The 25,162-nt window shown below is 42.8% G+C and carries 19 protein-coding genes; 8 read left to right on the top strand and 11 right to left on the bottom strand.

Annotation, left to right across the window (positions count from 1 at the left end; translation table 11 throughout):
• Window positions 1-272: 272 nt before the first annotated feature.
• From DP116_RS10525 to DP116_RS10515, 3 genes are all read left to right on the top strand, one after another.
• Window positions 273-731, top strand: coding sequence for a hypothetical protein (locus DP116_RS10525; RefSeq protein WP_169155141.1), 459 nt, complete (start codon window positions 273-275; stop codon window positions 729-731).
• Between the two features lie 731 nt (window positions 732-1,462).
• On the top strand, window positions 1,463-2,635 hold the full coding sequence (locus tag DP116_RS10520; protein WP_169155140.1) for a glycosyltransferase: 1,173 nt from the start codon (window positions 1,463-1,465) through the stop codon (window positions 2,633-2,635).
• A 350-nt stretch (window positions 2,636-2,985) separates the two neighbouring features.
• Window positions 2,986-4,122 carry a glycosyltransferase family 4 protein gene (locus DP116_RS10515; RefSeq protein ID WP_169155139.1) on the top strand — a complete coding sequence of 379 codons (1,137 nt, stop codon included), beginning with the start codon at window positions 2,986-2,988 and terminating at the stop codon, window positions 4,120-4,122.
• 199 nt (window positions 4,123-4,321) lie between these two features.
• Here the strand turns inward: DP116_RS10515 and DP116_RS10510 are convergent, their stop codons facing one another.
• The 3 genes from DP116_RS10510 to DP116_RS10500 all read right to left on the bottom strand — a co-directional run bounded on the left by DP116_RS10510 (window position 4,322) and on the right by DP116_RS10500 (window position 7,169).
• Window positions 4,322-4,723, bottom strand: coding sequence for a hypothetical protein (locus DP116_RS10510; RefSeq protein WP_246275572.1), 402 nt, complete (start codon window positions 4,721-4,723; stop codon window positions 4,322-4,324).
• Window positions 4,724-4,832: 109 nt separating this feature from the next.
• Window positions 4,833-5,099: a hypothetical protein gene (locus tag DP116_RS10505; protein ID WP_048870034.1), complete on the bottom strand. Its 267-nt coding sequence runs from the start codon at window positions 5,097-5,099 to the stop codon at window positions 4,833-4,835.
• Window positions 5,100-5,567: 468 nt separating this feature from the next.
• Entirely contained in the window at window positions 5,568-7,169 is a 1,602-nt protein-coding gene (locus DP116_RS10500) for a mechanosensitive ion channel family protein (RefSeq protein WP_500676653.1), read from the bottom strand.
• 426 nt (window positions 7,170-7,595) lie between these two features.
• On the opposite strand from DP116_RS10500, the gene ahcY reads away from it, so the two are divergent.
• From ahcY to DP116_RS10485, 3 genes are all read left to right on the top strand, one after another.
• Window positions 7,596-8,873, top strand: coding sequence for an adenosylhomocysteinase (gene ahcY / locus DP116_RS10495; protein WP_169155138.1), 1,278 nt, complete (start codon window positions 7,596-7,598; stop codon window positions 8,871-8,873).
• Between the two features lie 286 nt (window positions 8,874-9,159).
• Window positions 9,160-9,453, top strand: a complete 294-nt coding sequence (locus DP116_RS10490; protein WP_339381423.1) for an addiction module protein — start codon at window positions 9,160-9,162, stop codon at window positions 9,451-9,453.
• Window positions 9,450-9,755 (top strand): type II toxin-antitoxin system RelE/ParE family toxin, encoded by a 306-nt coding sequence (locus DP116_RS10485; RefSeq protein ID WP_169155137.1) that lies wholly within the window; start codon window positions 9,450-9,452, stop codon window positions 9,753-9,755. Before DP116_RS10490 ends, DP116_RS10485 begins: the two co-directional genes overlap by 4 nt.
• 210 nt (window positions 9,756-9,965) lie before the next feature.
• Here the strand turns inward: DP116_RS10485 and DP116_RS10480 are convergent, their stop codons facing one another.
• The 3 genes from DP116_RS10480 to DP116_RS10470 form a co-directional block, all read right to left on the bottom strand.
• A complete protein-coding gene (locus tag DP116_RS10480; RefSeq protein ID WP_169155136.1) occupies window positions 9,966-12,338 on the bottom strand; it encodes an nSTAND1 domain-containing NTPase in 2,373 nt (790 codons plus the stop codon).
• Between the two features lie 2 nt (window positions 12,339-12,340).
• Window positions 12,341-13,474, bottom strand: coding sequence for an AAA-like domain-containing protein (locus DP116_RS10475; protein ID WP_169155135.1), 1,134 nt, complete (start codon window positions 13,472-13,474; stop codon window positions 12,341-12,343).
• Between the two features lie 158 nt (window positions 13,475-13,632).
• Window positions 13,633-14,775 (bottom strand): sensor histidine kinase, encoded by a 1,143-nt coding sequence (locus tag DP116_RS10470; RefSeq protein ID WP_169155134.1) that lies wholly within the window; start codon window positions 14,773-14,775, stop codon window positions 13,633-13,635.
• 347 nt (window positions 14,776-15,122) lie between these two features.
• Here DP116_RS10470 and DP116_RS10465 point away from each other — a divergent pair, with 347 nt between their 5' ends.
• A complete protein-coding gene (locus tag DP116_RS10465; RefSeq protein ID WP_169155133.1) occupies window positions 15,123-16,061 on the top strand; it encodes an MASE3 domain-containing protein in 939 nt (312 codons plus the stop codon).
• Window positions 16,062-16,195: 134 nt separating this feature from the next.
• Here DP116_RS10465 and DP116_RS10460 read toward each other — a convergent pair whose 3' ends face one another.
• From DP116_RS10460 to DP116_RS10445, 4 genes are all read right to left on the bottom strand, one after another.
• The gene (locus DP116_RS10460; protein WP_169155132.1) at window positions 16,196-16,525 is read right to left on the bottom strand and encodes a hypothetical protein; all 330 of its coding nucleotides are present in this window, start codon (window positions 16,523-16,525) and stop codon (window positions 16,196-16,198) included.
• A gap of 363 nt (window positions 16,526-16,888) precedes the next feature.
• Window positions 16,889-18,832, bottom strand: a complete 1,944-nt coding sequence (locus DP116_RS10455; RefSeq protein WP_169155131.1) for a CHAT domain-containing protein — start codon at window positions 18,830-18,832, stop codon at window positions 16,889-16,891.
• 119 nt (window positions 18,833-18,951) lie between these two features.
• Complete coding sequence (locus DP116_RS10450) at window positions 18,952-20,490, bottom strand: DUF1822 family protein (protein ID WP_169155130.1); 1,539 nt, start codon at window positions 20,488-20,490, stop codon at window positions 18,952-18,954.
• Between the two features lie 19 nt (window positions 20,491-20,509).
• Window positions 20,510-21,883, bottom strand: coding sequence for a hypothetical protein (locus DP116_RS10445; protein ID WP_169155129.1), 1,374 nt, complete (start codon window positions 21,881-21,883; stop codon window positions 20,510-20,512).
• Between the two features lie 382 nt (window positions 21,884-22,265).
• On the opposite strand from DP116_RS10445, the gene DP116_RS10440 reads away from it, so the two are divergent.
• Window positions 22,266-23,738 carry a glycine-rich domain-containing protein gene (locus DP116_RS10440; protein ID WP_169155128.1) on the top strand — a complete coding sequence of 491 codons (1,473 nt, stop codon included), beginning with the start codon at window positions 22,266-22,268 and terminating at the stop codon, window positions 23,736-23,738.
• Between the two features lie 103 nt (window positions 23,739-23,841).
• Here DP116_RS10440 and aroF read toward each other — a convergent pair whose 3' ends face one another.
• On the bottom strand, window positions 23,842-24,714 hold the full coding sequence (gene aroF / locus DP116_RS10435) for a 3-deoxy-7-phosphoheptulonate synthase (RefSeq protein WP_169155127.1): 873 nt from the start codon (window positions 24,712-24,714) through the stop codon (window positions 23,842-23,844).
• Between the last annotated feature and the right edge of the window lie 448 nt (window positions 24,715-25,162).

The raw sequence follows: 25,162 nt of genomic DNA, 5'->3' as shown, positions 1-25,162 counted from the left end.
GTAGATGTAAGTGAAGAGGTTAAAAGGATTTATTTAGCGCTCGCATTCTTTTATCCCACATCTTACACCAACAGATAGTTCCAACAATAAACTCATCCCACAAATAAAAAAACATCTTGTTTCAGGGTCGTCTCGCCTATCTGAACTTCAACAGGTGCAAGATACATATTCGCTTGTAGAAACGTGATCAAACCCGTCTCTACAAAATCCTTGTGCTTGATTTCAAGTGCATAAATTACAGTACAAAATTACCACAAAAGGAAGCTTAACTTATGAATATCAAAGCTAAATTATTAGGTGCAGTAGCTGTTATCTCTGGCATCTCCGGTTTGCTTTTTGTTGCACCAACTCCCGCGAGTGCTAACACTTTTATTGAGCAAGTAGGGATGCAATTAATGCGAGCTGCAATTCATGGTGGTCTAAATGGCTATCAGCTAACCCATGAACCTTTTATTGATGGAATTCGTAGTGGTGGCTCTGATTATTTAACCATAAATTTGCGTGCAGGTCAGCAATATGGCATCGTTGGCGTGTGCGACGGAGATTGTCAAGATTTAGACATTACCCTTTATAATGACCGTGGTCAAGTCATTGCGGCTGATACTGATGATGATGACATTCCGACTGTTGGTGTGACTCCGACTCGGAGTGGAACGTATCGAGTCAAGGTTGATCTGCCCAGTTGCAATTCTGCAATGTGCTACTACGGAGTTGGGGTTTTCGGTAAGTAAGAAAATATTTTGACGCAAAGGCACAAAGTCACTCCTGTTTATTTTGTGTCTTTGTGCTTTTGAAGGAGAACGAAAAACTGGAGTCGGCGAAGCAATAATTTCACATTATGCAATTAGGTATAATTTGCGCTCATCACCTCATTGTATACCGTCAAAATCTTTAATTGTGCAGGGGTTTTAAACTCCTTTATATCAGCCTAAGGAGCTTAACCTTCCTCTGAATTATGGCAAATTACGCCTCATTTCTTTTTGATACTGAAAGCCACAGATCCCCGACTTCGTAAAAGTTGTCGGGGATCTTGTTTATGAAGAATGATTTAAGATTGCTATAGATTATTTCTGTAATCATCATGTTGAGATAAATTTCTATTATGAACTTGTCACTCTATAGAGAGATGATATAAAGGAATGAAATATATAGTAATAGGGAAAAATTCGGATTATATATCAAGTAAGAGAATATATGTATAGTCAGCATGAGTAACCGTACTGAATGAACCCAAAAAAAGACATTAGTCATGAAAACAGCACCAGTTGTCAGCCGCAGTGAAGCAGCGTATGCAGGGGGATTTGCACCCGCCCTTACGGGTATCTCCTGCGGCACGTCTGAACACCTTCGTTGTCAAACGTAGCGAAATCCTTACCCAAGCGATGAAATTGATCCCGCGCTTTCTTGATAACTGTTAATTGACTTGTAGACACAGGCACAACCCGTACTCGGAGAAATGTAAGTGGAAAATAATACCAAAAATGCTTTAGAATCTAAGTCTATTCTGTGTTTAGGAGTAGGCTGGTTTCCTAAAACCCCTGGAGGATTAGAACGATATATCTATGAACTAACTCAGAAACTAGCAGCAAATCAAGACAAAGTTGAATTATGTGGAGTTGGTTTACCAGAAGCTGAACCAAACTTGCCAATAAAATTGACTAATTTAGCATCACCAAGTAGTCCGATTTGGAAACGATTATGGTCTATTCGCACTAATTTTCAGAAAACAAGAACTGAAAAACCGGATGTGATTAATTTACATTTTGCACTATATAGTTTCCCGATTTTGGATCTTTTGCCAAAAGGTGTACCTGTCACCTTTAACTTTCATGGTCCTTGGGCTTTTGAAAGTCAAGAAGAAGTGGAAGAGAGGAAACTAAGTGTTCTTCTCAAAGCTAAGCTGATAGAACAAAGAACATATAACCGTTGCGATCGCCTCATTGTTCTTAGCAAAGCATTCGGGAATATATTACACAAACAGTATCAAGTTCCTTGGAACAAAATTCATGTCATTCCTGGTGGAGTTGATATTACTCAGTTTCAACCTAATCTATCACCTCAAGAGGCTCGAACAAAACTAGACTGGCCGCAAGATCGCCCAATTTTATTCACCGCCCGCCGCTTGGTGAATCGAGTCGGACTAGACAAATTGTTGGACGCCTTGGCTATTATTAAGCCGAGGATTCCAGATGTGATGCTGGCGATCGCCGGACGTGGACCACAGCAAGCAACACTACAACAGCAGGCTACTGAATTAGGACTTGATCAGCATGTGAAATTTTTAGGATTCATACCTGACGAACTGTTACCTGTTGCTTACCAAGCCGCTGACTTGAGTGTTATGCCCAGTCAGTCTTTTGAAGGATTTGGATTAGCAGTAGTAGAATCTTTAGCCTGCGGTACTCCTGTTGTGTGTACTCCGGTTGGAGGAATGCCAGAAATTTTAGAACCATTTTCACCGGATTTCATTACGTCTTCCACAGAAGTTCCAGCCATTGCAGAAAAATTAGAACAAGTGCTATTGGGAAAAATACCAACACCTTCACGAGAAGCTTGTCGCCACTACGCCGTCACAAACTTTAACTGGGATAAGATAGCTCAAGATGTACGGCAAGTTCTATTGGCTCAGCAATAACACAATAAGTAGAAAAAACTAAAATCTCTTGAGGCTGCTTTGGCAACTTTTTCCTTTGCAGCCTAGCATATACTAAACCTCTTGCAAAAGTCAATTTGAATAAAATTAAACAACAGATAAACCTTGCCCTCAAGCGAAGCTTTGGGAGCAGATACACACAGATAAATTATCTGTGTTAATCTGGAGGACACTGCGGTGGGGGAGTTTCCCGACAGTCGCGCAAGTGTCTGTTGTGCATCTGTGGTTCTAAATATTCATTCATCATATTTTTGCAAGAACAAGAACTTACTGTTGATGGCTACTGCTGAGCGAAATTATTAAATATTTTATGAAAATTATATGAAAATTATATGAAAATTCTATTCCTAGACCAAAGTGGTAAACCCGGTGGGGCTGAACTCTGTTTAATAGATATCGCCAAACCCTATAAAGATAGTTGTTTAGTGGGATTATTTGCTGATGGTTCTTTTAAAAATTTACTAGAACAAAATCACATTCCGGTTCAAGTTCTCACAAATCAAGCCATACAAGTTCGTAAAGAAAGCAGTTTAGCACAAGGATTGGGCAGCCTGGCTCAAATTCTGCCTTTGATTTCTAAAGTGGTGCAAAAAGCCAGAGAATTTGATTTAATTTACGCTAATACACAAAAAGCCTTAGTTGTTGGCGCACTAGCGAGTTTTTTCAGCCGTCGTCCTTTGGTCTATCATTTGCATGATATTCTTTCCCCAGAGCACTTTAGCCAAACCAACCGTCGCATTGCCGTAACTTGCGCCAATCGTTTTGCATCACTCGTCATTGCTAATTCTCAAGCAAGTCAAGCAGGCTTCGTAGCAGCAGGAGGACGTTTAGATATAACTGAAGTGATTTACAATGGCTTTGACCCGAAAAATTATCAAAGCCACGAGTCGGATGTCAGTCAAATTAGACAACAACTGGGGTTAGATGGACAATTTGTTGTCGGACATTTTAGCCGTCTCGCACCTTGGAAAGGGCAGCATATATTAATAGAAGCATTAACACAATCTCCTGTTGATGTCACAGCAATCTTAGTAGGTGATGCACTGTTTGGAGAACAAGAATATGTCCAGCACTTACACCAACAGGTGACAGCACTGGGACTAGAAAATCGAGTCAAATTTTTAGGATTTCGTTCAGATGTTCCCCTGCTGATGGCGGCTTGTGATTTAGTTGCACATACCTCGACCGCTCCAGAGCCATTTGGTAGAGTGATTGTAGAGGCTATGCTCTGCGGAAGACCTGTTGTGGCTGCAAAAGCTGGTGGTGCAGTAGAATTGGTAGAGCACGGTGTCAATGGTTTCTCAGTCACACCAGGAAAGCCTGATGAATTAGCACAAGTGATAACCACCTGTCTCAAAGAACCACAGAAGATTGCGACTATCGCTCATCATGCACAAACTACAGCCAGCCAGCGTTTTGATGTCACAGCCATTAATCAGCAAATTGCCGTGCTGCTGAATAAGTTATGATCTATAGGACTTACGCACAAGAGATCCCCCAACAGAGTTAAAAAGGGGGCTTTTAAGATTCTCCCCTAAGCTACGGTGTACACAGATCTGACTTTTAGCTACGCTAACTTTTCCCTCTCCTTAATAAGGAGAGGGATGCCCGATAGGGCAGGGTGAGGTTCCGTCTAATCAACCCCACAAAGTACTTTCTCCAACACAACTACAAACCCACTAATTCATGCGATTCAAAATCTGTGAGTTGTTGAGCGATTGTGAGTCTTGCTTCTAGTTTCGCTACGCTAAACAGGTTGCGCAGATATTCTAAATGGGCAACAGCATTCGCCTTTTCGGTAGTTAATTGTATCAGGGTATCCATCGCTTTTTGATATTCTTGATTCACAAGTAGTACTTCAAAGCGACGTGCTTTGCGTTGAGCATCATTTTTCAAATCCATATCAAAGGCGGCGGCGCGATCGGCATTACCTTCAAATCGGTTAATTTGCAGCTGAACAGCCATTAACTGAGAATCTACTTCATTTACTCTTTGGGCAGCTTGAGCGATGTCTTCGACAAGGGCTGCGCCCAACGCAGCTGGATAATGATTCAGTTGCTTTGTTAACATAGATCAGTTTTTTGTTACGCAAATTTACATACAAAATAGCAAAGATATGGTACTGAGTAGCTGCGGTAAACGGGAAAGGTGAGGGAGTATTTTCTCCCCCTGTCTCCCTTTACGCCACTTCCCTCAGTTGAGGTGCTTGGATAGTCACCTCCCCAACATTTAAGGAAAGCTGTTCAGCGTGAGGTACTGCAGCTTGCTCCAACACTTGAACTTCAATATTTACACTGACTAAATAACTGCCTGTATCAGCGCCAACTGCTTCGGCGACTAACTTGGCGATGTCCGGGCGTTTAGCAGTTAGTGGGTCACGTAAAATACACCGATCCCATTCGTGCTTAGCAGTTGGATTAAGGCTGAGAATATAGTGCTTCATCATAGGACAAACCGTTGAACCCATCTCCAGAAGACTGTCACGCACCCGTTTTATACTTTACTGGGCTTTGTGAACGCTATCTTTATTATAGTATTTTTGTACTGTTTTGGCGAGTGAGATGGGGATTGGTGAGTGGTTAGTTGCACCACCTACCACTCATATGATGTCCGTATAATTAATCACAAAAAAACTAGCCCACCCTTTATTAAGGGCTACGGTGTACACACAAGTCGGAAAATCTAACTAACATTCGTTTTAATCTGGTAGGGGAGCCAGTGCGGTGCGGGGGTTCCCCCCGTTGTAGCATCTGGCGTTGCGTTATGGACGGAACGTCCTAACGCACCGAAAATCATAGATGGTGCGGCGCTTGGCGACAACACACCCTACTTGCTAAAATCTTTCCCTCTGGTGAAATCGCACCAGAGGGATGCCCGACAGGGCAGGGTGAGGTTCCGTAAGTCCTATGGCTTGTCACGGAATAAAAATGGAAATTCCAGCTTGGTCAAAGGCGTTTTTTAGGCGACGGCGATACTCTCGTGCCACACTCCATTGCTTGAGGGGTTGTGTTTTAATCCACACACGAATTAAGAAACCTTTCTCAGCAACTGCAAAATTATCTATTCCCAAAACTTGAGGTGTTTCCAGAATTTGATGATCCCATTGCGGATCTTGATCCATCTCCACACCAACTTTTTGAATTAATTTTATCGCCTCATCAACATCGGTTTGGTATGCAACTGGGATAGTTAAATCGGCTCTTGACCAGCGACTAGAAAGATTGGCAACAATTTTGATTTCACTGTTAGGAATGGTAATTAAGCGCCCTTCTCCATCGCGCACTTGCGTCATCCGCAGATTCAAATTTTCGACCAAACCACCTACAGTTCCAACTGTAATATAATCACCTAAGGCGTACTGGTCTTCTAGAATGATGAGAAAACCATTAATCGCATCTTTAATCAAACTTTGGGATGCCAGGGACACTGCAACACCAACTATACTAACACCTGCTAGTAAGGGAACGAGCTCTACACCTAACGCCCCCAGAGCTAGCAGAGTACCAACTGCTACACAGCTAATGGTGATAAGACTCTTAGTAACGCCAGAAATGGTAGAAACTCGCAATTGTATACGTTCGGGAGCTTCTGGAGTCAACAAGACAGCACTGTTGACAAAAGCAGAGTTGAAACGGTCAATCAAGGCATAGCTTAGACGTATTGCCACATAAGTTCCCAGAGCTATAACACCCAATGTCAAAGGAACTTGCGCTGCAATCATAATCCATAGCTGAAGCGGTCGTGTGTAGGGTAATAAACCCAGTATAAAAAGACTTCCACCCCCCCAAATCGTTGTTTGCGCTAGCTGATACAGCCGCCTCTTAACCTCTGTAATATGTTGATGTTGTTGTTGATTTAGCTGTAACGTCATCGGTCTAGCTGCTGCTGAAGCTGTGGTGACGGGCTGTGCTTTATATTTTTTGGGGCGGTGTTGGTAAGAATAAACCCCCCAACTGATGACAATCATCGCTACTCCAGCAGCAGCAGCGATTTGACCTTGTTGAATTAAAAACTTACTTTGTCGCTCTTGCTTTGCTTGTTTCAAGCCTTCTTTCAACTTTTCAACGATTTGATTTGCCACAGTTGAGGTATTATCCTGTTGCAAACTGGCATCCTGGTCATTGACGGTCATCAGGTATTGACCATTAAGAAGAATTACTGTTAATACGGTTTCAGTCGTTTTTCCCTTTAGAGTCGTTGATTTCTTTTCAGTTTTGATCTGTACATTAGGTTCTGCATCAGATTTTTGAAAGTAATCTTGACTTTGTTGATCCAACCTTTGTTGGATATCTTGTAAACGCTGTGTCAAGCTCCCTTTTGGTGCCGCTATCTGAAACAAACGCCTACCATCCAAAGAAACCCAATCTGTTTCTGTTGCTTTTTCTGATTCATGAATCAACAAGTTAGGGGTTGGTAGGTTAGGTAAAAAGGGAATCTGCTGCGCTGTAGCTTTTGGCATTGTCCCAACAGTGATCACTATTGAAGAAAAAGCGATCGCCACAAATTGAGAGCGCAATGGGCACCTCCTTTGTTATTTCAACGCTGCTAGCTTAGCTGAAATCTATCTTGCCTAAGCAATCCTAGTAATTATACCTGTCCACAGTTAGGTGTTTCTTCGTTTGTTCTTAAGAAAAATTAATCACACTACATATTTATTAATAAATCTAGTTATGGGATGTCAGTTGTCAGCAGAAGTAGGCAGTCGGGGGCAGGGCGCTTTTAGCAGGGAGAAACAAGAGTTAACGTCCATTGATTCTTCCTCTCCCCTATACCCCTACACCCCTAGTTCTTGACATTCGCGCTCTCAAACGTCAAGCTAGTGCAAAGAACCATTAACTGGCTTTTTTGTGAGCAAATCTTGTTTCAGATTGCCAGTCTTGGAATACTCTAGTAGAGTGCGTAAGAATTTACGCCAATTTCTTTGTAATTGAGGAACTATTTGATGACCGCAACTTCTCCCCGATTAAAGCACGAGGTTAAAGACCTCGGCCTAGCTGCCTTGGGAAGACAGCGCATTGAATGGGCTGGACGTGAGATGCCAGTTTTGCGGCAGATTCGCGATCGCTTTGCCCAAGAAAAGCCCTTTGCGGGCATTCGCCTTGTGGCTTGCTGCCATGTCACAACAGAAACAGCACACCTAGCAATTGCACTCAAAGCTGGTGGTGCAGACGCCCTGCTGATTGCGAGCAATCCCCTATCAACTCAAGACGACGTAGCTGCTAGCCTCGTCGCAGATCATGAAATTCCAGTCTTTGCCATCAAAGGTGAAGATAACGAAACATACAGCCGTCACGTACAAATTGCTTTAGATCATCGCCCCAACATCATCATTGATGACGGTTGTGATGTCGTCGCTACCCTGGTACAACAACGCCAGCACCAACTTGCTGACATTATTGGGACCACAGAAGAAACGACAACTGGAATTGTGCGACTCCGCGCCATGTTCAGAGATGGCGTTCTCACTTTCCCCGCAGTCAACGTCAACGACGCTGACACCAAACACTTTTTTGACAACCGCTACGGTACTGGACAATCAACCCTAGACGGTATTATCCGCGCTACCAACGTTCTGCTTGCTGGTAAAACCGTTGTCGTTGTTGGTTACGGCTGGTGCGGTAAAGGAACAGCATTACGGGCGCGAGGACTCGGTGCTAACGTGATTGTCACCGAAATTGACCCCATCAAAGCAATTGAAGCGGTGATGGATGGTTTCCGCGTCCTGCCAATGGCAGAAGCTGCACCCCAAGGAGATTTGTTTATCACTGTGACTGGTAACAAGCACGTCATTCGTGGTGAGCATTTTGACGTGATGAAAGACGGCGCGATTGTCTGTAACTCCGGTCACTTTGACATTGAATTGGATCTCGTCGCCTTGGGAAGTAAAGCCAAGGAAGTCAAGACAGTACGTCCCTTTACCCAAGAGTATCGCCTGCAAAGTGGCAAATCTGTCGTAGTTCTGGGTGAAGGACGCTTGATTAACCTGGCTGCAGCAGAAGGACATCCTAGCGCGGTGATGGATATGAGCTTCGCCAACCAAGCTTTGGGTTGCGAATACCTCGTGAAAAATAAAGGTAACCTGGAACCCGGTATCCACTCAATTCCAACAGAAGTCGATCAAGACATTGCACGGCTGAAATTGCAGGCAATGGGAATTGAGATTGATACCCTCACAGAAGATCAAATTGAGTACACAAACTCTTGGACTTCTGGAACTTAAGCGTAGGTTAGAGTTTTAGAGCGTCTAGAGGAGCGATCGCTTTTTTAGTGTGACTTTAGTGGGATAGGCAAGTTGCCTATCCCGCTTTTTTTGCAAGGTAGCGATCTGCGTTCCGCGCAGCACTGTGAGCAGCGCGTTGCGGAGCCAGTCCTGCAGGAGGGTTTCCCGACAGAGGGACCTGGCGTTGGGGTTCCCCCCGTTGTAGCGACTGCGTATGCGCAAAGCGCACGCCCAGAGGGCTAACGCGTAGCGTCTCCGCAGGAGATACCCGGAGGGTGAACCAAGCGTGAACGCAGTTAAAATTGAAGAGTTAAGCCTCGTATCTCAATTGCTCAAGAGAAACGATAAAATGACTGAAACTGCGGAAAAACTCAAGCTTGAACTTTCTCAACTTTCGGCACAAGAACGTGCCGAAATTGCTCATTTTTTGATTCAATCTTTAGATGGAGATGTTGATAATGATGTAGAAGCTGCTTGGGATACGGAATTAACTAAGCGCCTAGAAGATATTCATCGTGGGACAGCTATTGGCGAACCTTTAAATCAAGTATTTTCTGAGTTGCGAGAAAAATATTCGTGAAATTTATCGTTATTCACACCGAAGCCAGAAAGGAACTTGATGCTGCAATTGCTTACTATGAAAAGCAAAAATTTGGTTTAGGACTTGATTTCTTATCTGAAGTGGAGAAAGTTCTTGGAAATATTCAGCAAAATCCAAATCTCGGAACACCATATAAAATTGAAGGGGTGCGACGTTATGCTATTAAACGTTTCCCTTATCTTATCTTTTATATAGAGCTTGAAGAAGTTATTTGGGTGATAGCGATTGCACATGGAAAGCGCAAACCCGATTATTGGAAAAAGCGAAATATGGAAATATGATGCTATAGGAATCCGGTTTGATTTCTGTTAGCTTGCGTGGCGGAGCCATACTAACTCGTCAGGGCAGGGAACTCTTAACAGGGAACAGGGAAGAAGTAATAAAGGCGTACGGAGTTTTTTTCAAAAATCAAATACGAGTCCTATATTTCTAAATTTACAAAAGAATCACTTTTCACTACTTTAGCTTGCCGGAAATAGCTCACCATGTCATCAAGTTTCGTCTTCTAGCCGCTGTTCCACATACTTCTGAACTAAAGGCACTTGGAACTCAACACCTTCCTTATACAAAATTTCTTTGCGCACGAGTTTTCGCACAGATGCTTTGTCTTGTTTTGTGGGAGTTTCTCCTTGAAGGAGACGCTGGAGTAAGTTGCGATCGCCCTCCGTAAAACCTGTCCACAATTCCCTAAAATACTGATCTCCCCGTTCCAGCACTGTGGGAATAACTGTCTCCACATCGTGTACAGTCGCTTTGATAGTAGCCGCGTCTCGCTTATTTTGCCTGATACCACGGTTGAGCAACTCCACGACTTCGTAACACATCAACTGCACGAGATAAGGTTGACAGCGAGTCAGACGGATAATAGCATCTACTGCTTCTGGTTCGTAGATTTTGGGGAAGTCCTCCACAGGTTTCTCAATCAACTCACGCGCTTCTGATTCGTGCAAATATGTCAACCGTAAAGCTCTGGTATTAATTAGGTAGTCACTCCAGTATGTGGGAAGTTCCGACAATTCGTGAGAGCCACTGAAAAGTAAAGTCCAAGAAGTGCGGTGTTGCAGAATATTGCGGAGAAAGTTGAGAGGAACTCGGCTACGTGTCGTTTCCACCACCTCACTCAAGCGCTCATATTCATCCAAACACAGAAGAAATCGCTTATCAGGCAAAGTGCGTTCAATTTGTACGAGCCAATTTTGGAGGGCGATGAATGGATCTGTTCTGCTTAAATCTGTGTAAGGCAAGTCAAGACGACGGGGTAATCGCCGTGCAGCTTCCGTCATTTGTGACACCAGATTGTTTGCCAATCCCTGAAGCGTTGTCGCTGATGCTGCACCTTGTAAATCCACCAACAAAGGAATCAAACTTGCTCCTACTTTGTCGGGCAGATATTTCAAAGAAGAAGTTTTGCCAGTGCGACGCCCGCCATACAGTAGTAAAACAGGCGGTGATTCAGAAAGCGCAAAAGTTTCGATTTCCCGAAACAAGTCCATCCGTCCTTTAAAACGATTCTCTGCCGTTTGGGGATCTAGAGCATTGCCAGCAATATAAACTTGCCGGAATTCTTTTGAAAACCGTCCTTGTTCTTCCAAAGTACGCTGTGCAGTTTCCAGAATACTCTGCCAACGCTGTATAATACTGCCAAAAGTCGTGGCAACTTCAGCATTCTTGCCAAAAGCCAGACTGTTCTTTAGTAGACGCAATGCACTGATGGGACGGTTAAGTAACTCAGACTGACGATGAGCTGAAGTGGCTTGACTTGCTGCTGATACATCTTGGCTGATGTCTAACAGTTGTGGTAGTGCCGAACTGAGTTCTTTTGGCGGAGGTGAGGGAATCCAAGCGAGTTCTTCAGTCATATTCGCGATATCGCTAAGAGTTTGACAACTGTTGAGGCGAGTAACAGCGATATTAGCCATTGCCTGAAGTGCAACCTGCTGCTGGTTAGTAAAATTTATTAGATAATCAATTGTTTCACGAGCAGCGGTTGGGTTTTCTCGATAAGCCTTGACAATCATCTCACCCATGAAAGGTAGGGGTAAGCGGATGAGTTCGTCAAAGCGAGGTGGTAAGTAGCGCAGTGCTAGCACTGGATTCTTTTGCTGTGTGAGCAAACGCAGGATAAGCATCCACAGCAACTCTGGCACCCAAAAATAAACACGCAAAACCCCAAGAATGCACACCACGCCAAACGCCACCCCTAACACCACCACACCAAACGCCAGGACGATATTAAACGCCAGGCCGCTCGCTACGCCAAGCGTCACGCCAAACGCCACGCTAATCGCCAGGCTGCTCGCTACGCCAAACGTCACGCCAAACGCCACGCCAAACGGTACGCCAAGCACCATGCCAACCGCCACGTTAAACGCCACACCTACGAACGCCACGCTTGAGGGTGTGGTGAATGACAAGATGAATGGCAAGAGTATTGTAAGGGTAGCAAAGATTAACACTAATATTTTCTGTTTGTTGTCACCACGTGCTACTATCATCAAACCGATTAACCAACCAAGCCAAATTAGACCACTAGCAAGCCAGTTAAACGACTCAACACTATCCTCAAAGCCATTAATTGGTGCTACTAAAGGCGTGACAAAGGTATAAATTGGTGCTGCTATCAACACAGCTACTAAAGGTATGACAGCAGTTAGCCACCAAACCTGCCCAGCATAACGACGCAGGCGCGGGTTAGTGGAAAATTCGGCTCGTTTTGCAAAGGGATTTGTACCTGGCTTCAATTCTGGATGGATATCCCGCAACCAGTTGGCAAAGGTGTAGGGCTTGAGGTAAATCCAGTAAAGGAGGCGAATACATTCAGCGATGTAAGTCCACAAATCTGATGCTGAACGCTGTCGAGTCATCGCTATCCCCCTAAGACTTTATTCACCAACTTCTGTATCCACCGCCACGCATCAGAATGACTCACAAGACCGAACACAACCAAGATAATGACACAAACTATAACAACTCCTAAAATCCAACTGCTCATATCGCTCACACTCACGCCGATGGATTTTACTACGCTACCTATACGAATTGGGAGATTCCAAACTAACCAACGTAGAGAACGCCACCACCGGCGGGAACCCAATCCAGGACGGGGTAAACGGCGAGACTGCTCTTTAAACCGAGTTTTTACCCAGTTTTCATCTTTCCCTTGCTGACGGGCTTGATACACCAGCATACCTGCTAATTGCAGCAAAAAAGGATGACGCCCACCCAATTGCCGAGTTAACTTCTGCTCATGCATACCCAAGGCTGGTTGGGCATGAGTAACAGTGCTGCTAGGTAAGAGAACTAATTCTGTGACTTCTTCTTCACTCAGTTCCCTCAGCTTGAGCACATGACCTAAATTAAAGAAAGAAGAAGTCAGTTGATGGCGACGAGCATAAAAATCGAGTTCCTTTTGGGAAGCAACCACCAGCATCAAACTGTTGCTATCCATCAAAGAGCGCAAGTTGTTATAAAATCCATCATCGAATTCGCTCTTGTTCTCAAATAATGTCTTAAAATCATCCAAGCACAGAACAGGCAATAAGTTTTGATTGTTATTTTGATTTTGGTTGTTATTTTGGTTTTGAATTTGATTTTTAAATAATGCGATCGCCGTCGAAAATGCCAAGCGGTTAAGAGGATTGAGTTGCAAAGCAGTCATTAAACTTGGTATGGCTCGCACAGCCGGACGACGCAGCAACTCCTGCGCCACAGCGAGATAGAAATCCTCTTCCCGTTGACACACAACACTTTGAAGCGACAGATAAATCACTACATAACGGCTGGGATCTTGCACTCGCTGCTCCCAAGTCTGGAAAAAGTGATACAGCAACGAGGATTTGCCAATTCGTTTTTCACCAACAACATTGACACTTGTTGGCTGCGCACCACTCATTCGTGATGCGATCGCATGTAATTCATCTTTTCGACCAACAAATAGCTGGGGATCATCTAACATCCCGCCAGCTACGAAAGGGTTGGAAGGAACCGCTCCAGCATTCATAAAAAAATTTTCTAGTGACTAGATTCTAACACTAGAGAAATAATCCTAAAAAAGTTAAGTAAGTCAGCACAAATAAATCGAACTATGTAACAGAATGTAAAATCCACAAAATCCTTGCGATTGCTTCGTTCCACTCGCAATGACATACCTTGAAATTTTTACGCCGACTTACTTATACCCGCGTTCCGGCTCAATTCCTCACCGTGACAATTTGTCAACCCCGCTTGGTAAATATTATCAATAGCACGCACCCGAGCATTTTTGTAGTGTTGTATGTAACGCTCACTCAAACAGGGATCATTCATCTGTTTATCGATGATTTTTGACCAACCAGCAGCAACAGATTCTGATACGATATTTCCACTTCCTACATCGTTAAAGCGATATACGACTACTCGCTCAGTTGCAAGTAAGTTTCGGATTTCTTCAACTGTTGTCTGGAGGATATCTTGCTGTCTTAAAAATTGACGAATCCGCAGTGTGATTTCTGTAAAGATCTGTGTTCGTTTGGCTTCAGCTTCTTGGCGAGAGGAGTATTCTGCTTGTTCTTTGACTAGAACTTTGAGTTGGTCTGCCATCAAGTTGATTGTAGAGCCTAAAGAAGCGAATTCGTCTTCTTGTTGTGCATCAATCTGGTGGGGTTCTTTTAAACCTAGTTTTTTGAGCACATTCGTTGTATTCAGGATTGGACTTATGCACCATTGAACTAGGAAAATAGCGATCGCAACGACCAAAGATCCTATCACCCCAATCCAAAGTAGCAGGCTCAGGAGTGAGTCTTGTTGGTTGGCAGATGCAGTAACTTTATTTACAGCAAAGACGACATCCTCATGTTCGTTTGGCAAACCTTTTGGTGTTTTCCAAACTACGTAGTTTATCAACTCGTATGCGTTATCGATTTTTACAACAATTTTGTCAAGGTTCACCAGAACCTCTATGTAGCGGTTTAGCACTGCTTGCTGTTGTTCAAAAATATTATGCCGTACCAGAGGATTTACCAAAATCGATAAATGAGCCGCTATCTGAATTTTTTGATGCTGTTCAAGCATCGTTTGGGGTACCTCATTTGCTTTAGCGGAGGTTCTGGTTTGTTGAACTTCGGTTATTTCCTTACTTCTCGATTGGTTCGCAAACTCATGAGTCGTTGTCCTAACTGTCAGTAATGGAAGTGTGCCAATGGTGATAGCTAAAGCTGTCACTTTTAAGACAATACTCCCTCTAAGAACTTTAACAACACGAGTACAGTCAAGCTTCCACAAAGACGCTAGACTTGGCTTGACGTCTCGACGATTATCCAACATTGCTCTACCTTAAGTTTGTGTGAAAATACTGAACTAATTCTTTTAAATAGTTCGCATCATAACAATACTTACGAAGAGACCACTGTGATAATAGTCACTAAAAATAGTGACAGATGTATGTATTGATGTGAACCGCTGTATTTTGCTACGTCTGAAGCCGGCGCGTATCGGGTTTACTTTCGCCGTTTGCATTGTAGCTCTGTATCACGTTACACTCCGGGTAGGCGCATCTCCTGTGCTTCTTTTACGGAAATTTACCAATATATTTTGTAAAAGAATCCCGATATTTGCTGTAATCTTAGTTTAGCAATCTATATCTTATCAGGCGAGATACTTAAGAAATTTATATGAGAAAAAATAGGATTCCTGTTCAATTGGTTTGGGCAGTAGTCGTCATCTGTGTGCTGCCTAGCTTGCTGAATCTATTGGGAGTAGATTTTGGTTCGCCCTCACAGACTTTTGATGCCTCACTGTCAAATACTACTAAGGACAAAGTGATTGATGTTATGCACTACACTTTATCTGGCAGTTTTACGCACACCATTTTAGAGTGGAGTGCCTTCTGTACAGCAATCTTCACAGTTATTTTGTCTTTGATACATTTCTACCTTAAGGCTGATGTCGTTACTCCCATCATTGGCATAGCACTTTTTAGCTCTGGATGCATGGATGCATTTCACACTCTGGCGGCTGATAGATTAATTCAGGGTGTGGCAGATAACCAAAATCTCATCCCCTTCACTTGGGCAATCTGCCGACTTTTCAATGCTCTGATTATGCTTGGTGGAGCAGGCTTTTTTTTGATTGCTCAGCCAAGAAGATGGAAGAGCGGTATTACTTTGGTGGTACTTTCGAGCCTAGTTTTTGGTGTCATTGCTTTTTGGATTGTATCTATCTGCGCCCACAGCGCAACTCTACCCAAAACCATATTTCCTAACTCTATGGTGACTCGTCCGTGGGACGTTGCTCCGCTGTTACTATTTATCTTTGCAGGTTTTGTTGTTTTCCCTCGCTTTTATAACAAATATCCAAGTCTGTTCTCTCATGCGTTGGTTATCAGCGTTATTCCCGAAGTAGCGACTCAGCTCCATATGGTTTTTGGTTCAAAAGTGCTGTTTGACAACGATTTCAACATCGCCCACTTTCTCAAGATTATTGCTTACCTAGTGCCGTTTCTCGGATTGATTTTGGACTATATACGAACTTATCGAGAAGAGGCAGATACAGCGAAGCAGTTAAAACAAGCTATGGGGGTGTTTAGTTCTATTTTGAGTGAGTCTCGCTAGACGCGTACAGGAGATCAACCAGTATAGGTGAAGTCCCCAACGAGCGTTTCGCGCCCGGTTGGGGCTTCACAACAAAAGTGAATCAGTGACGATCTTATTTGTATGCGTGAGTTTCCTGTCTCATCCGCCTGTATTTATAATCGTTGAAAGCTACACTGGTTACCATTGTTTACGACACGAAATAATTCAATATCGTCACTGTTATTAGGCTGTATTCGGTCTCCATTGGCGTCAAACTGAATTTGCCCTGTAACGCCTGTAATGTTTAGATTGTGTAATAAGTCCTTGATTTGACTGCTGTTTGATGAAAATTGTTGATTTGTATTGCTAGCCGCCGTGAATAAGGCTAAAGCCGCATCATAGGAGTATGGTACACGCCAATCTTCAATGGTTGCATATTGGTTGTTTAAAATACCATTGACCTTGTTCGTAAATTCAGAATCATAAGCAGGAGCAGCCAGCATTAGTCCTTCTGGGCATGGTTTACGTGTTGACGTGTTTATAATTGACTCACTATACATACTATCACTACCGATAACAGGTAATTGATAAGGAGAATTATTAGCTGTGTAAAACCAATTTAAAATTGACTCGCGTCTCCCAAGATTTGGGATGAGAACAAGCGCTACAGCATCTTTTAGATGTGTCTGAATGTTGTCTGTATCTAAATTAAGAGGATCAACCTTTCTTTGCCTTTTAGATAGCAGATCTGCAACTTCTGTCTTTAACGACTGTACATAAGGGTCATTGACGTAACCGATGATGACCTTCTTTTTATTGTTATAAGCAACATTCTTGTCGATATATTCGGCTATTTTTTTGGCAATTTATTTGTTAGTGGGGCAAACTCTGAATATGTAATTATCAATAGGTTTCACATCTTTTGGACGAATATCTTCTGCTGTACTAGTCGGAGATATTAAGACTATTTTTTTTTGATTATAAAATCTACTAGCATTTAATGTTAAGCCGCTAGAAGCGTGACCAACAACACCTACAATTTCATGTTGTACTTTTTTAAAACTCTCGATAATTGGTTTAGCAGTACTCATCTCAGAATTATCATCAGCTATTAAAACTAGGAATTTCTGGTTATTCTTTTGAGTTTGATTGAATTCTTTCTGAGCTATAGCAACGCCTAAGTTGATTACATTTGCTGATTGTTTTATTTCTCCCGGTAAAGGAGAATTTCTTGGATTGACAGGAATAGCAACTGCTAAAATCTTAGGTCTATCTAGCTTTGGAGTGGACTGAGAAATGTCCTCGGCATACTTGAGGTATACCTCAGCATTATTTTTATAAGTCAGTATTTCAGCATTCTTCGTATTCTGTTTATGAGCAGTGGTCAAGTCTTTAACAGCCTGCTCAAATAAAGGAATAGCAGCAGCTACAGCATTTTTATCTTGCCCATTACCGAATTTTGTGCACGCCTCTTGCAATTTCTTAGTTCCGCTTTGTGCTGGATCTAAGTTTCTATCGTTCTCATTTAAAATTTTGTCTCCATAACTTATATTGTCAGGAAGTCCTGTAGGACAAAGTGCGACTTCTGGGGGTGGAGAAAGAATAGGTATACGCCAAATTATGAAAGCTATTCCTAATCCTACTAACATCAGCAGCAAGAATTTTCTTACAAAACGACGCTGCACAAATCGACGAAATGAACGTATAAACCTTAAGAGTGGATTAATAACTGGCTCAGGCAGTTCTATTGGGGGAGATACCACTGGTTCAGGCAGTTGTGGTTCTGGTCCAGATGCAATTAACTCTTCCCACGTAGGAGGCGTGACGGATAAAGTTTGGTAAATTATCGGTATCCGTTTTGTTCCTGGTAAACGCTCTTCCCAGTTTTCTAATGCAACTCTTGCTCGCCGAAATGATTTATATAAGGGCTGCTTTTGTTGAGCATATTCTTGAAAAAAATTAGCAAAAAATTCTTGTGCAGCTTCGACTGATATCTCCTCTCTCATCGCGATGATGACTGGGATATTAACGCCTGCATCTTTCAAGTCTTTTACTAAGCCCAAGTTGTCGCAACAACATAGAAATAAAAGTTTTAAACCTTTACTGACTGCTTCTTTTAAAGCTTCGGCAAAACAATCAACAGTTATCTGGCTATTTCCATAAATAATTCGACCAATTCCATCACCTCCTGTGTAACCGTGTCCAGCAAAAACGAGAATTTCGCAGCCCTGTCTTAGCTGAGATTGTAATGCATCCAAATTGGATGGATATTCTGGTATGACTTCAGGTAAACTCCTTATAGTTGTCTGCACTGTTTGTTGCAGACCTGGAATATTTTCTACTAGTGCTAGGATTTTTACCCAGCCTTGAGGAGTCACTGGGTTTGAAGGTGATGCTGAATCATGCAAGTTGCTAAAAGCAACTTCAACACCGTTTGTGCGAACAGAGTCTCTCTGAAGCAAATCCCATTCATGCCAAGGCAATTTCCACAGTTGAGAATCATCAGCTTGGATAACGATGCGAATTTCATCGGATACATTGAATAACTGCTCCAACACACGCTCTCGAATTCTTGCCCAGCCAGGATTTTCACTATTTCCAAGTCGATCCCTTATGCCGTCTCTCAACAACCTAGAGAATATACGACAAGCATCAACACCTGAGGTGCTGGTTTGGGTTGGTATAGTTTCATCAATAATAATTTCAGGATTAAGAGGATTGATAATCAGGTTTCTATATTCCTGATACCAACTCTGATAAATACCAATAAGGTCTAAGAGGGCAGGTAGAGTAGCATCTATTCTGTGCACAATGGGAGGTCCATGATCTCTCCATATTTGTAACGAGACGGAAACCCTCTCAGGAGTAACAGATTCTATCCTCAAGACTACGACCCTACCCATAACTGCCCCGACAAGAGTTTATTTGCTTATATTACAAAGCTTTCAGTAAAGTTGACATTGTTACACGTCACTTTGACTCGAAAATGAGTTGCTGATGAACAACTAAAAACTAGTTGAATACTCTCGTCTTTACCTTGCCCAAGAGCGTTTTTTCTGGCTTCAACTTCCCGAATAATTTCCTCTGATTCAGAAAGCAAACCAAGTTTCATACCTGGTGGTAGAAGTGTTTCAACTTGAGTTGGCTGGACTTGCACAAAAACATTCACTTTTCCATCAGTTCTTGGCATGACAGCCACAATCAGGGCGACTGGATACCCCCCTAATTGCATCCCCAAGTCAATCAACTTAGCTCTCTGACGACCAGCTTCTGGATGATCTGGGTTTACTTTCCCCAAACTAATCGCCGCTTGCCAACGAGTTTTCTCATCTCTTGCTGTGTGCAATAATTCAGTCAGGGCAATGCTGACATCATGACTTCCTACGCCAATCTTTCCCAACACTCCTGCAGCTTGGCAACGAAGCAATTCCTCATGATGAGGGTTTAATAAGGGAATAATGCTGGCGATCGCCTTAAGTTTACTTTCTCTATCAGGTTCTGGACTTCTTGACGACAAAACTGGAATTAATTCTGTTGGAGCAAAGATATCTTCAACAATCTGCCAATATTCTTCAAAGACGTTGCTAAACCATTGACTCAAGTTTACCAATACAGGTTGTGGTGCTACAGCTTGAGCTATCCTTCTTTCGTACAGATGCTGTCGCCATTTTTCATTTTCCATCAATGTTGCCCATTGTTCAAAATCCACTTTCAAACGTGGAGAGTAACAAGAGCGTTGACTGAGCTGTGCTAACAGGTTTTCTGCCTGTGCTTGTGATAAACTTGGCAAAGGCTTAATTGCTGCTTTGCGATTGCCCAAAGGGCAGACGCTAGCCCCGATAGGCGTAGCCGTGCCGCAGGCATAGGGGGCGCTGAGCCCTTCGGGCACGCTACGCGAACGCAAACGCGTATCGCAACCGAAGGAGCGCGCCACCCACATGACATTTAAATCTTCAATTAATTCTTCTTGCTCTAGAGAATAAGTGCGCTTGATTGTATCATATAACCCCGCTTGTTTCAACTTTTTATGGGTTGTGTATCCACAAATTCGCAACCAACAGTCTTCGGGACTTACTTGCACTGCCAAGTAGTAGTAGTCAGCAGCCCAACTGGGAATATCTACCCATTCAGCGGGCACACAAAATTCATTGATGTCAATCTCCTGGCTTGGTATCAGGACAACTCTGGTTTCTCCCAGTTGAATTGCTGTACCATTAACCATCTCCCATATACTGGGTAAAGCATCAAGACTTGGCCACACCTTTAACTGCTCGTCTATTCCTGATTCTGCCTTGAACCAATCAACAAAAGCATTCAGAGTTAAGCGGTTGGTAAAAGCAGTTGAACGAGCGACATCATAAGAATATTCTTGCTGTGATGGCATTGTTTCCTCAAGCTGTTTTGGTGAAACTTCTAACCATGTCTGTTCTGGGTATAAAGTTATAAATGCTTCTAACATAGTTGACATTTTGACTCTTCAGTGTTATCTAAAATTCATGTTCAGGGTAATTTGCAATCAATGTTTGTACAAAGATTGCAATTTTGTCAGCAAGTGGATTAACGAAATCCAGAGAAACTGTTAGGTGATTTGAAATCCAGTGACAAACAGCAGCAGCTAACTTTTGAGTACCTGTGACTAGTCCGTTTGTGACTTCCAATTCAGAGAGTTGCAAGTTGTGGGCAATCGCTGCTTCATCTATTCGCCTAAAATAGCGTAGGTACAGTATATGTCGGCATTCTGAGTCAAGCTGCTGCCATGCATCCTGAAACACAGATCGAAAAATGAAATCTTGGTAATACTGATTCAGGCACTGCTTTAGTAGAGTATTTATTTCCTTGAGATTTTCTGAATCAGGCGTAATATGTAGCTCTTCTTGCGCCCATTGGGTAAGTTGTCCAAGTAATTTCTGGGTTGTTTTGTTGCAGTGACGACTAATTGTTGTAGAATCAACGAAGAAAAAAGGAGCAATTGAACGGTAGTCTAAGTTAAAACCGTACTTCAGTAGCAGGTGGTTGTTAGTATATCTGTCTAATTGTGTCAGAAGTTCTGACAAAGTAGTCATCATCTGCGGAGTCAATTCTTGCACAATAATCTTTTCCCACAGAGACTCAGAGGTAGGATCGGGAGTTATCTGTGACAAGGGAAGAGAATTTTCGTCCTCACCCTTAGGCGCATCAAGGGAGATAATTTGTCTGGATCGAAAGTTTCTTAACGCCTGAATGCATTCTAACAACCATTGTTTAATCTTCTGTTGATGAACTGTGTCAAGAGTGGCGAGTGCCGACTGCTGCACGAGGTGGTTGTATAGGTTTGTTATTTCTTGGAATTGTGTATCCGTAGGTGGTTGCAGAGAACGGTTGCTTGTTGCTCTTTGAGGAGCGTAAATTTCCTTAAAACAGTTGTAAGCTAACAGATAGCAGCCAAGCTGCGGCTGAGTGCAACCTTGACATTGCAGCGCTTGTTGTAGAGATTTTCGAGTACAGTGCTTCAATAACCCCCAATCTGAAAACTGCTTTTGTCCCATCTGTATGCGAAAAATCTCTTGCTTAATTTTGTACTCCATTGTTTTACACGCATAGTTTTCCAATGGATGCTGGGGGTTAAAGTTTTTAAAAAATTTATCTGGAGTGCTAGCGAACAACCAAGCCATCTGCAAGATATCACGTTTATCATATAGCAGTTGATTGTATTTCTGGAACCTACTTAACTCTCTGTGAACTCTATTAGCAGCATCGTAGCCGAACTTTTCTAAGTAAGCCGACATATGCTTGAGCGCTAGTGGTGAAGAGTGAAGATTGTTATAAAAGTGCTGTGCCAAAAATCTTTCATTGACGTTGGGATCTGACTCAAGCAAAGTCATGATGTTGTTTTCTAATTCGCGATACGCGTAGCGTCAAGCCTCCGGCTTATCGCACTTCCAAGTAATTGAAAGCCCGTTACTATCGTTAATTTTGGCGTGGGTGGAAAACTTCCAGATAATCGTCATGCGCCTCCTTCCTGAAAAATTCTCAGGCTGCAGTAAACCGTTAAGTCATGCTCCTTTTTTATTTATCGGTTCAACTTTGATATTTATCGCAACTTCAGAGGAATGTAAAGATTTGTAACAAGAACGTATAAGTTCCTCTAAACAAACTGAAAACCAAATACAAATCCACGAGTTCATCAACAGGTGGGTAAACAAACAAGCCAACAGAGGCAATGAGCAAAGATCTCTCCTATTAACCGAATTCACCCATTTATCTATGAATACTCACGAATTGGATCTCTATCAGCGTATTCAGCAGTTCTCCTTGGATGACATTGATGCAAAATTATCTTTTAGTAAACGCCTTGCGAGGGATAATAATTGGACAGTTGAATATGCTCAACGGGTGATTGATGAATACAAGAAATTTGCATTTTTAGCTATTGTTGCTGGTCATCCAGTCACCCCTTCGGATCAAGTGGATCAAGTCTGGCATTTACACCTTGTTTATACAAAATCATACTGGGAAAACTTCTGTGCTCATGTTCTACAAACGCCTTTGCATCACAATCCTACAAAAGGCGGGCAACAGGAAGGGTATAAGTTTAATAACTGGTACGGTAAAACATTAGCGAGTTATGAACAGTTTTTCCAACAGCTACCACCACCTGATATTTGGTCGCCTCCCCATATCCGTTTTGGCAGAGATATTCATTTTGTTCGCGTCAATACACAGCAGAATTGGATTATCCAAAAGCCGGATTTCAGTTTTTTAACCAAGTTTCGTTTTAGTCAGAGTGCTGTCTGGATGCTGTCGCTGCTTGCACTTGTGAGTATCATCACTTGGGATGTTCCCGCACTCGCAAGCTTTCCAAATCCAATTAACCGTTCATTACCTGAGTTTTTCAAGTTTTACCTGTTAGTTGGATGTATTGGGCTTTTGTTTATAGGTCTTCTCGGCTTATTATTACAACGATTCAAAAATGATTCTCGGACGGCTTGGGTGTTATTTGCCATCTTGGCGTTTGTTTTATTTGGTTTAGGGAGTATTAATTTAGCGACAGGAATTTTGAATCTAGCGGGAAAGGAGTTTATTGGGTTTTATATTTTATCTGCGATCGCCAGTTTTCTCTTTGATTTTGCTATCCTTCGTTGGAAACAGACTAAACTTTTCATTCGCCCTTCTGGAATTAGATCGCTAGACGATACACCATCTTGGGAAGAATTTTTGCAAGGAAATAAATTATCTTTGCAAGAAAGCATTGCAACCTGGTTAACAATGCTCTCAATTTTTTGCCTATACTCTCTAGGAATTGCCAGGATTATCATCGGACTTTCTCGACACAAACCGATTGGTTATCTTGTTGTTTTATGCCTGTGTGTGGGTGTATATCTCCTATGGCTTCTAAGTCGTGAGGATGATAATTTTAACTCTTTTATCAAAACATTGATCAATGTAACTGTCCTACTCTCGGGTATAGTTTTGTTTTTCCTGGGATTCCAGATTGTAATTTGGTCAATCTTTGCCCTGATATTTTTTGTAGGTATATTCTCCTCAAGAGGAGGAGGGGGTTATACAGGTGGTGGTGGTTCAGATGCAGGCGGTGACGGAGGCGGTGACGGAGGCGGTGATGGAGGTGGTGGAGGTGGTTGTGGTGGTTCAGATGGAGGCGGTGACGGAGGCGGTGGTGATGGAGGTGGTTGTGGTGGTTGTGGTGGTTGTGGTGGCTGTGGTGGCTGTGGTGGTTAACGTCTCCTTGATACTGTAGAGTTACCTTACGGCATCAAGGAGTTTGAACAGCCAGAATCAAAAATGTGATAGAAAACAGGTAGCAAGAGCCTTTATTCACATTTCAAGCCGCACAACAAAGAGGGGCAGGTTTGAAACCCGCCCCCATGTCTTCCGATATTCTTCGCCCAACAGATGCTGCTACGGGCTTTAAGCTATGAACCAAATTCACCATATCTTCTAAAGACAGGGCTTGACGTGCATCAGAAACAGATTTTTCTGGTTCTGGATGACACTCAATAATTAACCCATCTGCCCCACAAGCTATAGCCGCCTTGGCAAGAGGTGCCACGAGTTCCCGTTTACCGACTGCATGAGATGGATCTACAATCACAGGTAAGTGAGTTATCTGCTTGAGAGCTGCCACTGCTCCTAAGTCTAGTACGTTGCGGGTGTAATTATCGAAGCTGCGGATACCTCGTTCGCACAGTACGACATCAGGATTTCCGTGACTTAAGATGTATTCAGCTGCCATAACGAATTCTTCAATTGTCGCTGCTAAGCCGCGTTTGAGGAGTATCGGCTTACCTGCTTGTCCCAATGCTTTGAGGAGATCAAAGTTTTGCATGTTGCGACTACCGACTTGAAGCATATCAACATGGGTGGCTATCGCTTCTATTTGAGAAATTGACATCACCTCAGTCACGACTGGGATATTGTAGTGGGCTTGCACTTTTGCCAAAACTTCCAGTCCATCTTCTCCCATTCCCTGAAAAGCGTAGGGAGAGGTGCGGGGTTTGTAAACACCGCCACGTAAAGCCTGCACAGGTGCGGCGGAGAGCTTTTGAGCTACTGTTTCCATTTGTTCGGCGCTTTCAACAGTACAAGGTCCACCGATAATCACCAGTTCTGTACCACCAAAGGCGACTTTCTCTGAAAGATTGACAACTGTTTGATGGTCAGGATGAGATTTGGCGGCTAGTTTAGCACTATTCATGGTTGGATTCTCCTAAAAAACAACAAATGAGAGGTTGACACTAAAAAAGCCCAGAACCTTTGTTGTTCCGGGCTTGAAAGATTCATCGACATGATGCTATCTACCCGGAACTTATTCGGGACCAAAAATAAAAGCCATAAAACCAGGTATTGAGATAGATCATGACGATGAAATTTAACTCCTTAAAAAAACAAAAACCGCAGAGTGCGCTCTGCGGTTCACCGGGCGGTTTCCATTAGGAAACTGAATTCACCCCCGGTGAACCACCCTAAACCAAAAATAAAAATAGGAATGACTGGAATACATTTGTTCGGCGTTTTGTTGGATAACTTAGTTTACACTCATAATTTATGACGCTAGCATAGAAAACGAGTTCCGTCAAGAAAGCCATAACGCGTGAAAAAGCGTTAAGCTTATACCGATTCAAAAAATGTTTGCGACAGATACC

The organism is Brasilonema bromeliae SPC951 (assembly GCF_012912135.1).
GTDB classification, from domain to species: Bacteria; Cyanobacteriota; Cyanobacteriia; order Cyanobacteriales; family Nostocaceae; genus Brasilonema; species Brasilonema bromeliae.
This window is presented reverse-complemented; position numbering and strand designations above follow the sequence as displayed.

Excerpts from the sequence above, each read along its gene's own strand:
- DP116_RS10445 (WP_169155129.1), bottom strand. The coding sequence starts at position 21,883 with ATGACTTTGCTTGAGTCAGATCCCAACGTCAATGAAAGATTTTTGGCA.
- DP116_RS10465 (WP_169155133.1), top strand. The coding sequence starts at position 15,123 with ATGAGAAAAAATAGGATTCCTGTTCAATTGGTTTGGGCAGTAGTCGTC.
- DP116_RS10510 (WP_246275572.1), bottom strand. The coding sequence starts at position 4,723 with ATGTTAACAAAGCAACTGAATCATTATCCAGCTGCGTTGGGCGCAGCC.
- aroF (WP_169155127.1), bottom strand. The coding sequence starts at position 24,714 with ATGAATAGTGCTAAACTAGCCGCCAAATCTCATCCTGACCATCAAACA.
- DP116_RS10480 (WP_169155136.1), bottom strand. The coding sequence starts at position 12,338 with ATGACTCGACAGCGTTCAGCATCAGATTTGTGGACTTACATCGCTGAA.
- ahcY (WP_169155138.1), top strand. The coding sequence starts at position 7,596 with ATGACCGCAACTTCTCCCCGATTAAAGCACGAGGTTAAAGACCTCGGC.
- DP116_RS10505 (WP_048870034.1), bottom strand. The coding sequence starts at position 5,099 with ATGATGAAGCACTATATTCTCAGCCTTAATCCAACTGCTAAGCACGAA.
- DP116_RS10525 (WP_169155141.1), top strand. The coding sequence starts at position 273 with ATGAATATCAAAGCTAAATTATTAGGTGCAGTAGCTGTTATCTCTGGC.
- DP116_RS10440 (WP_169155128.1), top strand. The coding sequence starts at position 22,266 with ATGAATACTCACGAATTGGATCTCTATCAGCGTATTCAGCAGTTCTCC.
- DP116_RS10460 (WP_169155132.1), bottom strand. The coding sequence starts at position 16,525 with ATGCTGGCTGCTCCTGCTTATGATTCTGAATTTACGAACAAGGTCAAT.
- DP116_RS10470 (WP_169155134.1), bottom strand. The coding sequence starts at position 14,775 with ATGTTGGATAATCGTCGAGACGTCAAGCCAAGTCTAGCGTCTTTGTGG.
- DP116_RS10475 (WP_169155135.1), bottom strand. The coding sequence starts at position 13,474 with ATGAATGCTGGAGCGGTTCCTTCCAACCCTTTCGTAGCTGGCGGGATG.
- DP116_RS10515 (WP_169155139.1), top strand. The coding sequence starts at position 2,986 with ATGAAAATTCTATTCCTAGACCAAAGTGGTAAACCCGGTGGGGCTGAA.
- DP116_RS10450 (WP_169155130.1), bottom strand. The coding sequence starts at position 20,490 with ATGTCAACTATGTTAGAAGCATTTATAACTTTATACCCAGAACAGACA.